The organism is Kitasatospora sp. NPDC091276, assembly GCF_040684355.1.
Classification (GTDB): Bacteria; Actinomycetota; Actinomycetes; order Streptomycetales; family Streptomycetaceae; genus Kitasatospora.
On the sequence record NZ_JBFBFU010000004.1, the window covers coordinates 351,868 to 364,741 of the forward strand.

The following is a 12,874-nucleotide window of genomic DNA, read 5'->3' on the forward strand; positions in this document are numbered from 1 at the left end:
TCGGCGTGACCGGTGTGACCGGCCTGACCGGTGTGACGGGCCTGGCCGGTGTCACGGTCGATCGCCGCCCGATCCGATCCGGCGTTCAACTGGCGTTCGCCGGAAGAACCTTCCCCGGTGGCCCGGGCGCCCGGTTCGGCTGGGACTCTCCAGGGCGTTTCCCGGAGCCTTGGAGGCGGCAGTGTCACATCCCTCGCGCAGAACGGTCCTTCGGACGGGTACCGCGGCCGGTGCGCTGGCCGCGCTGCCCGCGTCCGCCCTCCTCTGGACGCAGCCGGCCCTGGCGGGCACCCCCGGACCGGAGCAGATCCACCTCCAGTGGGGCAACGAGCCCTCCCGCGAGATGACCGTCTCCTGGGCGACGGCCGCCAGCGTGCGCCGCCCCCGGGTGCGGATCGGCACCCCCCGCGGCGGCGCCGGCCACACCGTGGACGCCGAGACCCGCACCTACGTCGACGGGCTCAACAAGGTCGAGACGTACACCCACCACGTCCGCCTGGACGGCCTGCGGCCCGACACCACGTACGTCTACGAGGTGCTGCACGACGGCTCCGGCCCGGTGCGCGGCACCTTCCGCACGGCGCCCGCGCGTGGCCGGGCCGCGTTCCGCTTCACCAGCTTCGGCGATCTCGGCACCGGCGACAACGTGTTCAGCAAGTCCTCGATCCACGGCGCCGCCGCCGTCCGCCAGGTCGAGCAGTTCGCGCCGCTGTTCCACCTGCTCAACGGCGACCTCGCGTACGCCAACAACAACCCGCAGCGCCAGCCGCAGTGCTGGAACGCGTTCATGAACAACCTCGCCAAGTCGGCCGCCAGCCGGCCCTGGATGCCCGCGCCCGGCAACCACGAGGTCGAGGCCGGCGGCGGGGACCTCGGCTACGCCTCCTACCTGACGCGCTTCGAACTGCCCGACAACGGCACCCGCGACTACTGCGGCAACTGGTACAGCTTCCAGGTCGGTTCGGTGCTGTTCGTCAGCCTCGACGGCAACGAGATCGCCGTCGAGGACGACGCCAGCCTCGACCCGGCCACCGGCCTGTCCATCTACATCAGCGACTACAGCGAGGGCGCCCAACTCCGCTGGCTGGAACGCACCCTGGCGCGCGCCCGGCGCGGCCGCGCGGTGGACTGGGTCGTCGTCAACCTGCACCAGTTCGCGATGTCCTCCTCGGCCGCCAGCCACGGTGGTGACATGGGCATCCGCGAGAAGCTGCTGCCGCTGCTCGACCGCTACGGCGTCGACCTCGTCCTGGCCGGGCACGACCACGACTACGAGCGCACCCACCCCGTCCGCGGCACCGAGCCGGGCGGCCTGCTCACCCCGGCCGTCGCCGACGACGATGTGCGCCGGATCGACACCTCGCAGGGCACCGTCCACCTGATCCTCGGCGGCGGCGGCACCGCCGGCCACGACGACGTCTACCTGCCCGCCGACGCGGACGGCGTCCGCCAGGCCTCCGTGCGCACCCAGCGGCTTACCTTCAAGGCCGACCCGGACGCCGAGGAGAAGGCCCACTGGTCCGCGGTCACCGACCCGGACACCGCCTTCCCCTACGGCGTCGCGGTCTTCGACGTCGACCCCGGGCCGCTGCCGGGCGGCCGCACCACCATCACCGTCAGCTACTACCACTCCCCGTCCGCCACCGCGGCCAACCCGTTCCCGACGCCGGTGCTCTTCGACCGCTTCACCCTGTACCGCGACCGCAGCGACGGCTGGGGCGACCGGGACCGGAGCGACGACCGGAACGACGAGCAGGGCGAGGACGAGAACACCGGCTCCGAGGTCGCCGCCGGGCGCCGGTAACGCCTCGCGTCCCTGAGGGCCCGTCGCGCGTACCGCGCGGCGGGCCCTTCGTCCGTTCAGGCGGCTCCGGGGAGGGCGGCCGAGGGGACGCCGGTCCATGCGGGGCGGGTGGTGACGGAGGGTCGTCGCGGCGGTCCGGCCCGGTGGTGACGGTCGGTCGGCAGCGGGTTGGGCCGTTGGTGACGGCGGGTCGCCGCCGTGGCTGGGCTGTCCGTGCGACGGGTGCCCGCCTCGGCGCGCGGGCCACTGGCGGGGCGGTTAGCGTCGGCCGCAACACGGTTTCAGTTATGGGAGGTTGGCAGTGCAGCGGTGGATCATTGTGACGGCCCTCACCACGGCCCTCGGCGGGCTCACGGTACCCGCCCTGGCCGCCGACCCGGCGCCGGCCGCGGCTTCGGTGGCCGCCCCGGCCCGGGTGCGGGACGGGGACGCGGCCCCCACGGGCGTCACTCTCGGTGAGGCCCGGATCGACCCGAAGGTGCCCGGCCGGGTCCGGGTCGACGTCGAGTACGTCTGCGGGGTCGCGGAGGAGGCCCGGTCGCTCACCGTCTCGGTCGAGCAGCGGGACCCGGAGGACACCTCCTCGATGGCCTTCGGCTCCAGCCGGACGGCCGAGGCGGACGTGATCTGCGACGGCACGGCGCGGCAGCGGCAGCTCGTCGTCCAGTCCAAGACGGTCAACTGGATCCCGGGCGCGGACGCCGTCCTGATCGCCACGGTCTCCGACCTCGGCGCCACCCCGCCCGCGTCCTCCGACGCCCGGCGGGTCCCGCTCTTCGGCTCCTGATGCGTCCGCGGGCCCGGGCCGTGGCCGCCGTGCTCCTCGGCGCCGCCCTCGCCGCCTGCTCCGTCCGCGTGGGCGGGCCGGACTCAGGCCCGGACTCAGGCGTGACCTCGGGAGCGACCTCGGGCGTGACCTCGGGCCCGGGGCCGACCGGGTCCGTTTCGGCGACCCCGGCCGCCTCGCCGTCCTCGGCCACCGCTCCCGCCCCGGGGGCGGTGGCCATCAGGGACTTCGCGTTCGAGCCGGCCGACTTCACCGTCCGCCCGGGCGCCGTCGTCACGGTCCGCAACGCCGACACCGTCGACCACACCCTCACCGCCCAGGACCGCAGTTTCGACACCGGCACCATCGCCCCGGGCGCGTCCGCGACCTTCACCGCGCCGGCCCGGCCGGGCGCCTCCTCGTACCTGTGCACCCTGCACCACTTCATGCGGGGGATCCTGACGGCGTCCTGAGCCGACCGGTCCGTCGGCCGCGCGGGTGCCGGCCGCTCCTGAATCGCAAGCCCACAGGTGAACGGGGCTGCTGCTATCCGCCGCCATGTTCTACAGTTCTGTAGAACTAGGAGAACAGCGAACGGGGGCACGGCATGGACAGGCCGCTTCGACTGCCGCAGCAGGATCGGGCCGACTTCGAGACGGAACTGGGGAGGGCGCTGGCCGGGTCGCAGGTGCGGGCGGCCCTGCGGGCGGTGGGGGACGAGGGGCCGGGGGTGGAGCGGTTGCGGCGGAGCGCCCGGGAGAACGCGGAGTTCGTGCTGGCGGCGGCGGCGCCCGAGTACGAGCGGTACGCGGCGCTGCGGGCGGACCAGGACGCGGTGGCGCGGCTGCCGGTGGACGAGCCGGGGCGGCAGCGGGTGTCCGGGTGGTGGGGGGTGCTGGGGGTGATCGTGCCGATCGTCGCCGGGGTGGCCGCCGCGATCTTCCTACTGCTCGGGTACGCGCTGGGGCTGGCGGACGACGCCGAGGTGCTGGGGCACGCGCTGGTCGGCGCCGGGTGGGTGGCGGCCGGGGTGGCCGCGCTGAGCCTGCTGGTGGGCGGACTGGGACTGCTGGGCGCGGCCTCGCGGTCGAGGTCGGCGGAGTCCGGCGGGGAGACCGGCGTGCTGGGGGAGCTGGGGTTGGCGCGGGACGCCTGGCGGTCGGCGCTGGCGGAGCGCGGCCTGGTGCCGTTCCTGCTGGCGCAGGCGGGCGCGGGGGCGCCCGGCCGGCGCCGCTGACGCCGCCGGCTCAGTCGTGGCGGGTGCGGGCGGCGTCGACGAGGAGGTGGGCGGCGTCGAGCGGGATGCCGAGTCGGCGGGCGATCCACGGGGCCGGGCGGCCGGCCCGGGCGAGCATCCAGGCGGAGTACAACTGGCCCAGCTGCGGGGCCTGGTGGGCGAGGAGGAGCGGGCGCACGGCGTCCATCGGGAAGTCTTCGAGGGCACGGGCGCTGTACTCGCGGCCGTTGGGGCCGGGCGGGGGTAACGGGAGTGGGCGGCGGGTGTCGAGCCAGCGTCCGAGCAGCACCGCGCCGACCGCCAGGAGGCCGGAGCCGGAGGCGCCGATCAGGACGGCGTTGATGACCGGGCGGTCCTCCTCCTCGGCCAGGCCGAGGGCGAGTTCCTCGGCGACGAGCAGGGCGAGGACGGTGAGCAGCACCGCGGCTTCGGCGGGGCGCGGGTAGGGCCGGGACGTCGTCATGGGATACCTCTCCTCGGCGGGGGAGACCGGGGCGGGCGAAGGGGCCGCGGACGGCGGTGGCGGCAGGGCCGACGTGTGGGACGTGGCGCCAAGAAGACTTGACGTTGCGTCAGGAAGTCCGTGCGACGGGCGTGTTCACCGTCTCGACCGTGCTCACCGTCTGCCGGAGGCGGACCGGGGCATGCGGGGGTGGGGGTGGGTGGTGCGGCCCGCACTGCTGCTGTCCATGCGTCTCGCCTCCTTCCGGTCGGGCGCGCCATGCTGGTGCGTTCGTCGACGGGGCAAGGGGGGGTCATCCTCGGACTTCGGGACAGCATAGCCCGGCCCTCACGCCAACTTCGACACCCTTGTCGAAGTTGGCGCCGGTGGGAGAGCCCGCCGTTGGACGATCGACCAGGTGGGGCCGGGTGCGGCTGGTGTGCGGGCCCACCCGTGCCCGGCCGGTCGCCGCCGCTTCAATCGCCGTACCGAAGGAACGGGACCGGCCGGGGGCGATGGAGCGACGTGGATCTGAACGCGGTGGCCGACCGGCGGGAGTGACGTTCGGTCCTGCCCTGGTTACCCTGGGTCGCGCCGTCGGACGTGCCCAAGGAGGCCGGATGGGACTCACCAGTCACAAGCTGCTGGCGCTGGCGGCGCTGTTCGCGGTGTGCACGGTGCTCGGCACGCTCTGGGTCTGGCCCCGGCTGGCCGTCCGCAGCTGGCCCGCGGTGTTCCTGCGGCTCGGGACGATCGCCGTCACCCAGTTCGCGCTGCTGGCCACCCTCGGGCTCGCCGTCAACGACGACTTCGTGTTCTACAGCAGCTGGTCCGACCTGTTCGGGCGCGACCGCGGGACGGGCGTCATCCAGGCGGGCGGCCCGTCCGCCAGCCCGACCGTCGTTCCGTCCGGAGGGCCTGGCGGCACCCCCGGCGGCACCCCGGCCGAGGTGCCCGCCGGGGTACAGGTGCTCGGCACCGCCGAGATCACCGGCGCGGACGGGGCCGACCGCGGCCCGGCCACCATCGGGCGGCTCGACCGGGTACGGCTGCCCGGCGGCACCACCGGGCTCAGCACCGACGGGTACGTCTACCTGCCGCCGCAGTACTTCCGGCCCGGCGCCGAGACCCGGCACTTCCCGGCCGCGCTGGTGATGACCGGCTTCCCGGGGGACGCCGCCAACCTGGTCACCAAGCTGCGCTACCCGGCGTACGAACTCGACCTGCTGCGCCGGGGGGTGATGAAGCCGACCGTCCTGGTGCTGGTGCGCCCCTCGCCGTCGATGCCGCGCGACAGCGAGTGCGAGGACGTCCCGAACGGCCCGCAGGCCCAGCGCTACTTCACCACCGACGTGCCGGCCGACCTGCGGGCCTCCTACCGGGTGCTCGACGGCACCGGCAGCCTCGGCGTGATCGGCGACTCCACCGGGGGCTACTGCGCCGTCAAGCTCGGCATGGTCCACCCGGAGACCTTCCCGGTGGCGGTCTCGCTGTCCGGCTACTTCAAGGCCGCCGAGGACGTGACCACCGGCGACCTCTTCGGCGGCAGCCGGCAGCGGCGCGACGAGGCCGACCTGAACTGGCGCCTCGCCCACCTGCCGATGCCCGCCCTGGCCGTGCTCCTCGCCGACAGCAAGGAGGACGGCCACGGCTACGCCGACTCCGTGGCCTTCGCCGCGGCCGCCCGCCCGCCGCTGGTGGTCGCCCAGGCCACCGTGGAGACCGGCGGGCACAACTTCACCACCTGGACCAGGTTGCTCCCGCCGTCGCTGACCTGGTTGAGCGACCACCTGCACGACCCGCAGTGACACCGGCCGCGCGCCGGCCGCGCGCCGGGCTCGTTCCGGTGCCGGCGGCCGGACGGCGGCCGAGAACGTCGGCGGGGTGGTCACTCCTGAGCCATTGTGTGGCAGGAGGGTTGCCGGGGGGCTCAACTTCAGGATAGGCAAACCTAAGTGCTTTCGGTTCGGGGGTGAGGACGCGCGGAATGACTGTGACCGAGAACCCGACCGCCCGGGTCGACCGGCTCGCCATCGCCCTCGCGGACGGCACCCCGCTGCTCGCCCCGGTCAGCCTCGACCTGCGCCCCGGACGCGTGCACGCCGTCACCGGCCCCCCGGGCGCGGGCAAGACCACCCTGCTGCACGTCCTCGCCGGAGCCCTGCCCCCGGGCGCCCGGGCCACCGGGCTGGTCACCGTCCTCGGCCAGGACGTCCTCTCCCTCGCTCCCGAAGCGCTGCGCCGGTTGCGCCGTCACCGGCTCGCCTTCCTCGGCCAGGACCAGGGTTCGGGCCCCAACCCCCGGACGTGGGTCGCCGGACCGCCCGCCGGGGCCGCCGCCGACCGCGGCCCCGAAGCCGTGTGCGACCTGCTCGCCCGGGTCCGACTGCCCGCCGACCAGCGGCTCGAACGCCGCCTCCCCGGCGCCCTCGCCCTCCCAGGTGCCCCCTCCGGCGGTCAGCAGCGCCGCGTCGCCCTCTCCCGGGCCCTCGCCCGCCGCCCCGACCTGCTGCTCCTCGACGAACCCGGCGCCGGCCTGGACCCCGCCCTGCGGGACGAGATCGCCGACCTGCTGCGCGAACTCGCCCGCCGGCACGGCATCGCCGTCGCGCTCGCCAGCCACGACGCCGCCTTCGTCGCCCGCTGCGCCGACGAGGTGCTCGTCCTCGCCCCGGCCCGCCCCGGGGTGGACGGCGGCGCCATCCGGGCCGGGGCCGGCCGTACGTCCGGACCGGTCGCGGCGCGCACCGCCGTCGGGCTGGCCGCGCTCGGCGTCGAAGCCCACGTCGGGTACGGGCGCGGGCGGCGCCGGATCCTCACCGGGGTCGACCTGCACCTCGCGCCCGGCAGCTGCACCGGCATCATCGGTCCCTCCGGCGCGGGCAAGACCACCCTCGTCCGGGTCCTCGCCGGGCTCCACCCGCCCACCGGCGGCACCCTCACCCTGGACGGCGCCCCGCTGGCCGGCTCGCACCACGCCCGCACCCGCGAGCAGCGCCGCCGCGTCCAACTCGTCCCGCAGAACCCGCTCGGCGCGCTCAACCCGGCCCGGACGGTCGGCGCCACCCTCACCCGTCCGCTGCGGCTGCACCACACCACCCCGCACGAGCAGTGCCCCGGCCGGGTCGCCGAACTACTGGCCGCCGTCGGCCTCCCCGCCGGCCTGGCCGCCCGGCACCCGCCCGAGCTGTCCGGCGGCCAGCGTCAACGCGTCGCCATCGCCCGGGCGTTGGCGGCCGAGCCGGACGTCCTGCTGTGCGACGAGGTGACCTCCGGGCTGGACGCCGACACGGCCGCGGGCATCATGGCCCTGCTGGGCCGGCTGCGCGCCGAGCGCGGGGTGGCGCTGGCGCTGATCAGCCACGACCTACCGCTCGTGCGCGAACACGCGGACGCGGTGGTGCAGTTGGGGGCGACGCCGGGGCGAGCCCGGACCAAGGGGCCTGGAGCGGCGGGCCCGGGCGCGATGGCGCCCGCCGGCTCGGCGTGGGTGAGGTGACGCGTCGAGCCGGCGGGCGGGTTCGGGGGAGCTGCTGTCAGGGCCTGTCCGGCGAGATCCGGGGGACACGCCCCAGCTAGGCGCGCCCCAGCAGCGGGAGCGGTGCCCCGGTGCGGGCGGGGAGTTCGAGCCGGGTCAGCAGCGCGGAGGGCGACACCTCGACCACCCGGCAGCCCGCGCGGTGGCGGCAGTGCCGGGCCACCGAGCCGTGCCGCAGCCGGTCGAACCGTCGGCGGGTGGCGGCGCCGAGGACCAGCAGGTCCTCCGGCCCGGTGACGGCGCCGACCAGGGCCGGCCCGGGCTCGGCCTTGACCACCAGCGGGTGGATGACCAGCCCGGCCGGGTAGCCGCCGTAGGCCTGCTCGAAGGCGATGTCCAGCCGCCGCCGGGCGGCGTGCTCCAGTTCGGACAGCGGGCGCAGGCCGTCGCGTTCGCCCGTGTTCCACGCGGCCACCGGCACCAGCACGGCCTCGCTGCGGGCCGCCTCGCCGACGGCGTGGTAGAGGGCGGCCAGACTGCTCAGTGATCCGCTCAGGCCGACGATCACTCGGGTGGTCCCGGTCATGGCCGTTCGCCTCCGTTTCTCCGGTCGGGTACTCCCGGTTCCGTACTCCTTGGTTCGGATGATTCCAGTGAACCCCGGAACCGGTCCGTCCGTACCGCCGCTGATGGCTCCATGACGCCGGTCGCACACTTCTTGACGGCCTTCTGACAGCTCCGGCGCGCCGTGCGCCTCAGCCGAGGCCCGGCACGAACTGGATCAGCAGGTCGATCGCCTTGATGCCGAGGAACGGCAGGATCAGCCCGCCCAGTCCGTACACCCGCAGGTTGCGGCGGAGCAGGTCGGTGGCGGAGGCGGGCTGGTAGCGGACGCCGCGCAGGGCCAGCGGGATCAGGGCGACGATGATCAGCGCGTTGAAGATGATCGCGGAGGCGATCGCCGAGGTCGGGCTGTGCAGTTCCATGATGTTGAGGTGGTGCAGCCCGGGGTAGGCGTTCGCGAACATCGCGGGGATGATCGCGAAGAACTTGGCCACGTCGTTGGTGATCGAGAAGGTGGTCAACGCGCCACGGGTGATGAGGAGTTGCTTGCCGACCCGGATGATGTCGATCAGCTTCGCCGGGTTGGAGTCGAGGTCGACCATGTTGCCGGCCTCCTTGGCGGCCGGGGTGCCGGAGTTCATCGCGACCCCGACGTCGGCCTGGGCGAGCGCGGGTGCGTCGTTGGTGCCGTCGCCGGTCATCGCGACCATGTTCCCGGCGGCCTGCTCGCGGCGCAGGTGGGCGAGCTTGTCCTCGGGGGTGGCCTCGGCGAGGAAGTCGTCCACCCCGGCCTCGGCGGCGATGGCGCGGGCGGTGAGCGGGTTGTCGCCGGTGACCATGACGGTGCGGATGCCCATCCTGCGCAGCTCGGCGAAGCGCTCGGCGATGCCCTCCTTCACCACGTCCTTGAGTTCGACCACGCCCAGCGCGCGGGCGCCGTGCCGGTCGTGGACGGCGACCAGCAGCGGGGTGCCGCCGGCCTCGGCGATCCGGTCCACCAGCGGCTTGGCCTCCATCGGCATGCGCCCGCCGGACTCCACCACCCAGCGGGCGACGGCGCCGGCGGCGCCCTTGCGGATCAGGCAGTTCGTCCCGTCGGGCCAGGTCAGGTCGACGCCGCTCATCCGGCTGTGCGCGGTGAACGGGACGGGCCGCTGCTCGCCGAGTTCGCCGGGGGCGCGGGGCGGCACCCAGTACTGACGGTTCGTCAGTTCGACGAGCGAGCGCCCCTCGGGGGTCTCGTCCGCGACGGAGGCCAACTGGGCTGCCTCGGCGAGCTGTTCGGTGCTCGCGCCGGGCAGCGGGTGCAGCGCGACGGCCCGGCGGTTGCCGTGGGTGATGGTGCCGGTCTTGTCGAGCAGCAGCACGTCGACGTCCCCGGCGGCCTCGACGGCCCGGCCGGAGAGGGCGACGACGTTGCGCTGGACCAGCCGGTCCATCCCGGCGATGCCGATCGCGGACAGCAGCGCGCCGATGGTGGTCGGGATGAGCGCGACCATCAGGGCGACCAGCACCACGGTGGTCTGCGGCGCGTGCGCGTAGATCGCCATCGGCTGGAGCGAGACCACCGAGAGCAGGAAGACGATGGTGAGCGAGGCGAGCAGGATGTTGAGCGCGATCTCGTTCGGGGTCTTCTGCCGGTTGGCGCCCTCCACCAGGGCGATCATGCGGTCGACGAAGCTCTGCCCGGGCCGGGAGGTGACCCGGACGACCAGGTGGTCGGAGAGCACCCTGGTGCCGCCGGTGACGCCGGTGCGGTCACCGCCGGACTCGCGGATCACCGGCGCGGACTCCCCGGTGATCGCCGACTCGTCGACGGAGGCCACCCCCTCGACCACCTCGCCGTCCTGCGGCACGACCTCGCCGGCCGGTACCAGCACCACGTCGTGCAGCATCAACTGCTCGGCGGGGATCACCTCGTGGCGGTGGTCGCGGGTGCCGACCCGCCAGTGCAGCAGCCGCCGGGCGGTGGTCCCGGCCTGGGTGCGGCGCAGCGACTCGGCCTGCGCCTTGCCCCGGCTCTCGGCGACGGCCTCGGCGAGGTTGGCGAACAGCACGGTCAGCCAGAGCCAGAAGCCGATCACCCAGGCGAACACGCTCGGGTGGATCACCGCGCTGAGCGTGGTGAGCGTGGAGCCGGTCTCCACCACGAGCATCACCGGGTTGCGCATCATGGTGCGCGGGTGGAGCTTGCGGACGGCGGCGGGCAGGGCCTCGGTGAGCTGGCGGCGGGTGATGAGCCGGCGGCGGCCGCCGTCCGGGCCGGTCGGCCGGTGGCTCGGGTGGTGGCTCGGGTGGTGCTGCGGTTGGTGCGGCCGGTCGTCCGGTCGGTCGTGCGGGGGTTGCTCGCGGACGCCCTCCGGGCGGCGGAACCAGTCGGTTCGGGGCGTGGTGGTGTCCGGGGGAGTGAGGGCCGAACGGCGCATCGTCTCGGAAGACCTTCCGGGCCGCCCCGGGCTGCGGGGCAACGGGGCGGCGGACTCGGTGGCGGCGGGGACGGCGGCCAGCCCACCACCGGATCCGCGCCCGCCACGCGCCTCTTGACGCGGGCTTGGCGTGCGGGCGGCCGTCCTTGACGGCTCCCTGACATCCGGGCCGGGTGGGCATTCGGGCGGTCGTACGGACGTTCGGGGTCGGGTGCGGCCGTACGGGTGATGACCGGGGCGGCGGATGTCAGGAAGGCGTCAAGGACGCACGGCGGAGCGTAGGCCACGCGTCAAGGCCCGGTGCGATCGGCGTTCGGTGGGCATCCACTGGAACCGAGGGCCGCACCACGGCGGCCCGCCCGAGCCCGAGGAGCCTTCCGTGAGCAGCACGATCGTCACCGCCGTCGACCAGTCGCCGCGCCGCCTGGTCCGCCTGGTGCCCGCCGGTGTCCGGCAGGACCGGCAGGAGCGGCAGGAGCTTCAGGACAGCCCCGAGCCGCCCGAACCGGCGCCCGCGCCCACGGTCGGCCGCGACCGCGACCGCCCGGCGCACTGCCGGATCGCGATGCAGTTCGAGGACTGACCCCGCCCACCGCGTGCCGCACCCCCGCCCCGCCCCGTAGGAGTACCGCCATGACGCAGCTGACCGCCCCGTCCGTCCCCTCCGCCGTCCCCGCCCCCTCCACCGGCACCTCCACCGCCCGCCCCGACGCCCCGGCCGTCGACGCGCTCGGCGGCCCCTGGCCGGCCTCGGCGCGGCCCGGCCCCGGCGGCGACGTGCTGGTCGGCGGGGTGGGGCTGGCGGAGGCGGCCGAGCGGTTCGGCACCCCGCTGTACGTCCTGGACGAGGCCGAGGTGCGCAACCGCGCCCGGGCGTACCGGCGGGCGCTGCCGCACGCCGAGGTGCTGTACGCCGCCAAGGCGTTCCTGTGCAGCGCGATGGCCGACTGGGTGGCCGAGGAGGGCCTGGGCCTGGACGTCTGCTCCTCCGGCGAGCTGTGGCTGGCCGCCTCGGCCGGCTTCCCGGCGCAGCGGATCCTGCTGCACGGCAACGCCAAGTCCCCGGAGGAACTGCGGCTGGCCCGGCGGCTGCGGGTCGGGCGGATCGTGATCGACGGACCGGCGGAGATCGCCCGGCTGGCCGCCCTGGTGGCCGCCGACACCCCGCAGCGGGTACTCGTCCGGGTCGTCCCGGGGATCGCCGCCGGGCACCACACGGCGGTCCAGACGGGAGTGGGCGGGCAGAAGTTCGGCTTCCCGATCGAGGGCGGCGACGCGGCCGACGCGATCGCCCGGGTGCTCGACCAGCCCGGGCTCGAACTGGCCGGCCTGCACTGTCACCTGGGCTCGCAGATCACCGAGGTCGAGCCCTACCTCCAGGCGGTGGACGCGCTGGTGCGGCTGCTCGCGGAGATCCGGGAGCAGCACGGCGTGGAACTGCCCGAACTGGACCTCGGCGGCGGCCACGGCATCCGCTACCTGCCGGGGGACGCCGAGTTCGACGTCGCCGACTTCGCCGTCCGGGTGACCGACCGGCTGGCGGTGCGCTGCGCCGAGGCGGGCCTGGAGGTGCCGCGGCTGATCGTCGAGCCCGGCCGCGCGCTGGCCGGCCCGGCCGCCGTCGCCGTGTACCGGGTGCTGTCGGTGAAGCACACCGCGGACGGCCACTGCTTCGCCGCCGTGGACGGCGGGATGAGCGACAACCCGCGCCCGGCGCTGTACGGATCGCCGTACAGCGTCCGCCTGGTGGGCCGCCGTTCGGAGGCGGGCGCGGCCCGGGTGGACGTGGTGGGCCGGCACTGCGAGGCCGGCGACGTGCTGGTCCGTGACGCCGTGCTGCCCGCCGACCTGCGTGCGGGGGACCTGCTGGCCGTCCCGGCGGCCGGGGCGTACCAGCTGTCGATGGCCTCCGGCTACAACCTGGTCGGCCGCCCGGCGGTGGCCGCCGTCAAGGACGGCCGGGCCCGCCTGCTGATCCGCCGGGAGACGGTCGAGGACTTCCGCCTCCGCGAGGTCGGCCGGTAGCCGAATACCGTTGCGCGAGAAGTCGGCCCCGCCGACTCCTGGATGCCCATCAGCGCGGCGGCCAGCCGGGCGTCCAGCCGGCGGTCCCAGTGCACGTGCGAGCCCAGACCCACCGGCACGCCGTACGCGAGC

Annotated in this window: 11 protein-coding genes; 8 read left to right on the forward strand and 3 right to left on the reverse strand. The window is 75.0% G+C overall.

Going from position 1 to position 12,874, the window contains the following annotated elements; all coding sequences use genetic code 11:
- Nucleotides 1-181 precede the first annotated feature (181 nt).
- The 4 genes from AB0O19_RS07580 (at nucleotide 182) to AB0O19_RS07595 (ending at nucleotide 3,807) form a co-directional block, all read left to right on the forward strand.
- On the forward strand, nucleotides 182-1,804 hold the full coding sequence (locus AB0O19_RS07580) for a metallophosphoesterase family protein (RefSeq protein WP_363618468.1): 1,623 nt from the start codon (nucleotides 182-184) through the stop codon (nucleotides 1,802-1,804).
- Between the two features lie 301 nt (nucleotides 1,805-2,105).
- Nucleotides 2,106-2,591: a hypothetical protein gene (locus tag AB0O19_RS07585; protein ID WP_363618470.1), complete on the forward strand. Its 486-nt coding sequence runs from the start codon at nucleotides 2,106-2,108 to the stop codon at nucleotides 2,589-2,591.
- A 125-nt stretch (nucleotides 2,592-2,716) separates the two neighbouring features.
- The gene (locus AB0O19_RS07590) at nucleotides 2,717-3,043 is read left to right on the forward strand and encodes a cupredoxin domain-containing protein (protein ID WP_363618472.1); all 327 of its coding nucleotides are present in this window, start codon (nucleotides 2,717-2,719) and stop codon (nucleotides 3,041-3,043) included.
- 134 nt (nucleotides 3,044-3,177) lie between these two features.
- A complete protein-coding gene (locus tag AB0O19_RS07595; protein WP_363618474.1) occupies nucleotides 3,178-3,807 on the forward strand; it encodes a hypothetical protein in 630 nt (209 codons plus the stop codon).
- A gap of 10 nt (nucleotides 3,808-3,817) precedes the next feature.
- Here AB0O19_RS07595 and AB0O19_RS07600 read toward each other — a convergent pair whose 3' ends face one another.
- Entirely contained in the window at nucleotides 3,818-4,270 is a 453-nt protein-coding gene (locus AB0O19_RS07600; protein WP_363579906.1) for a hypothetical protein, read from the reverse strand.
- Nucleotides 4,271-4,869: 599 nt separating this feature from the next.
- Here AB0O19_RS07600 and AB0O19_RS07605 point away from each other — a divergent pair.
- Complete coding sequence (locus AB0O19_RS07605; RefSeq protein ID WP_363618476.1) at nucleotides 4,870-6,057, forward strand: alpha/beta hydrolase-fold protein; 1,188 nt, start codon at nucleotides 4,870-4,872, stop codon at nucleotides 6,055-6,057.
- Between the two features lie 179 nt (nucleotides 6,058-6,236).
- Entirely contained in the window at nucleotides 6,237-7,748 is a 1,512-nt protein-coding gene (locus AB0O19_RS07610; RefSeq protein ID WP_363618478.1) for an ATP-binding cassette domain-containing protein, read from the forward strand.
- A gap of 76 nt (nucleotides 7,749-7,824) precedes the next feature.
- On the opposite strand, the gene AB0O19_RS07615 is transcribed toward AB0O19_RS07610, so the two are convergent.
- Together AB0O19_RS07615 and kdpB are read right to left on the reverse strand one after the other, a co-directional pair.
- Nucleotides 7,825-8,313, reverse strand: coding sequence for a universal stress protein (locus AB0O19_RS07615; protein ID WP_363618480.1), 489 nt, complete (start codon nucleotides 8,311-8,313; stop codon nucleotides 7,825-7,827).
- 169 nt (nucleotides 8,314-8,482) lie between these two features.
- Entirely contained in the window at nucleotides 8,483-10,717 is a 2,235-nt protein-coding gene (gene kdpB, locus AB0O19_RS07620; protein WP_363618482.1) for a potassium-transporting ATPase subunit KdpB, read from the reverse strand.
- Between the two features lie 379 nt (nucleotides 10,718-11,096).
- Between kdpB and AB0O19_RS07625 the strand changes: the two genes are divergently transcribed.
- Both AB0O19_RS07625 and lysA read left to right on the forward strand, forming a co-directional pair.
- Nucleotides 11,097-11,300: a hypothetical protein gene (locus AB0O19_RS07625; protein ID WP_363618484.1), complete on the forward strand. Its 204-nt coding sequence runs from the start codon at nucleotides 11,097-11,099 to the stop codon at nucleotides 11,298-11,300.
- A gap of 50 nt (nucleotides 11,301-11,350) precedes the next feature.
- Nucleotides 11,351-12,742, forward strand: a complete 1,392-nt coding sequence (gene lysA / locus AB0O19_RS07630) for a diaminopimelate decarboxylase (protein WP_363579911.1) — start codon at nucleotides 11,351-11,353, stop codon at nucleotides 12,740-12,742.
- Nucleotides 12,743-12,874 lie beyond the last annotated feature (132 nt).

What these genes read in the sequence shown, in the direction of transcription:
- AB0O19_RS07595 (WP_363618474.1), top strand. Translation starts at nt 3,178, where the DNA reads ATGGACAGGCCGCTTCGACTGCCGCAGCAGGATCGGGCCGACTTCGAG.
- AB0O19_RS07600 (WP_363579906.1), bottom strand. Translation starts at nt 4,270, where the DNA reads ATGACGACGTCCCGGCCCTACCCGCGCCCCGCCGAAGCCGCGGTGCTG.
- AB0O19_RS07605 (WP_363618476.1), top strand. Translation starts at nt 4,870, where the DNA reads ATGGGACTCACCAGTCACAAGCTGCTGGCGCTGGCGGCGCTGTTCGCG.
- AB0O19_RS07610 (WP_363618478.1), top strand. Translation starts at nt 6,237, where the DNA reads ATGACTGTGACCGAGAACCCGACCGCCCGGGTCGACCGGCTCGCCATC.
- AB0O19_RS07615 (WP_363618480.1), bottom strand. Translation starts at nt 8,313, where the DNA reads ATGACCGGGACCACCCGAGTGATCGTCGGCCTGAGCGGATCACTGAGC.
- kdpB (WP_363618482.1), bottom strand. Translation starts at nt 10,717, where the DNA reads ATGCGCCGTTCGGCCCTCACTCCCCCGGACACCACCACGCCCCGAACC.
- lysA (WP_363579911.1), top strand. Translation starts at nt 11,351, where the DNA reads ATGACGCAGCTGACCGCCCCGTCCGTCCCCTCCGCCGTCCCCGCCCCC.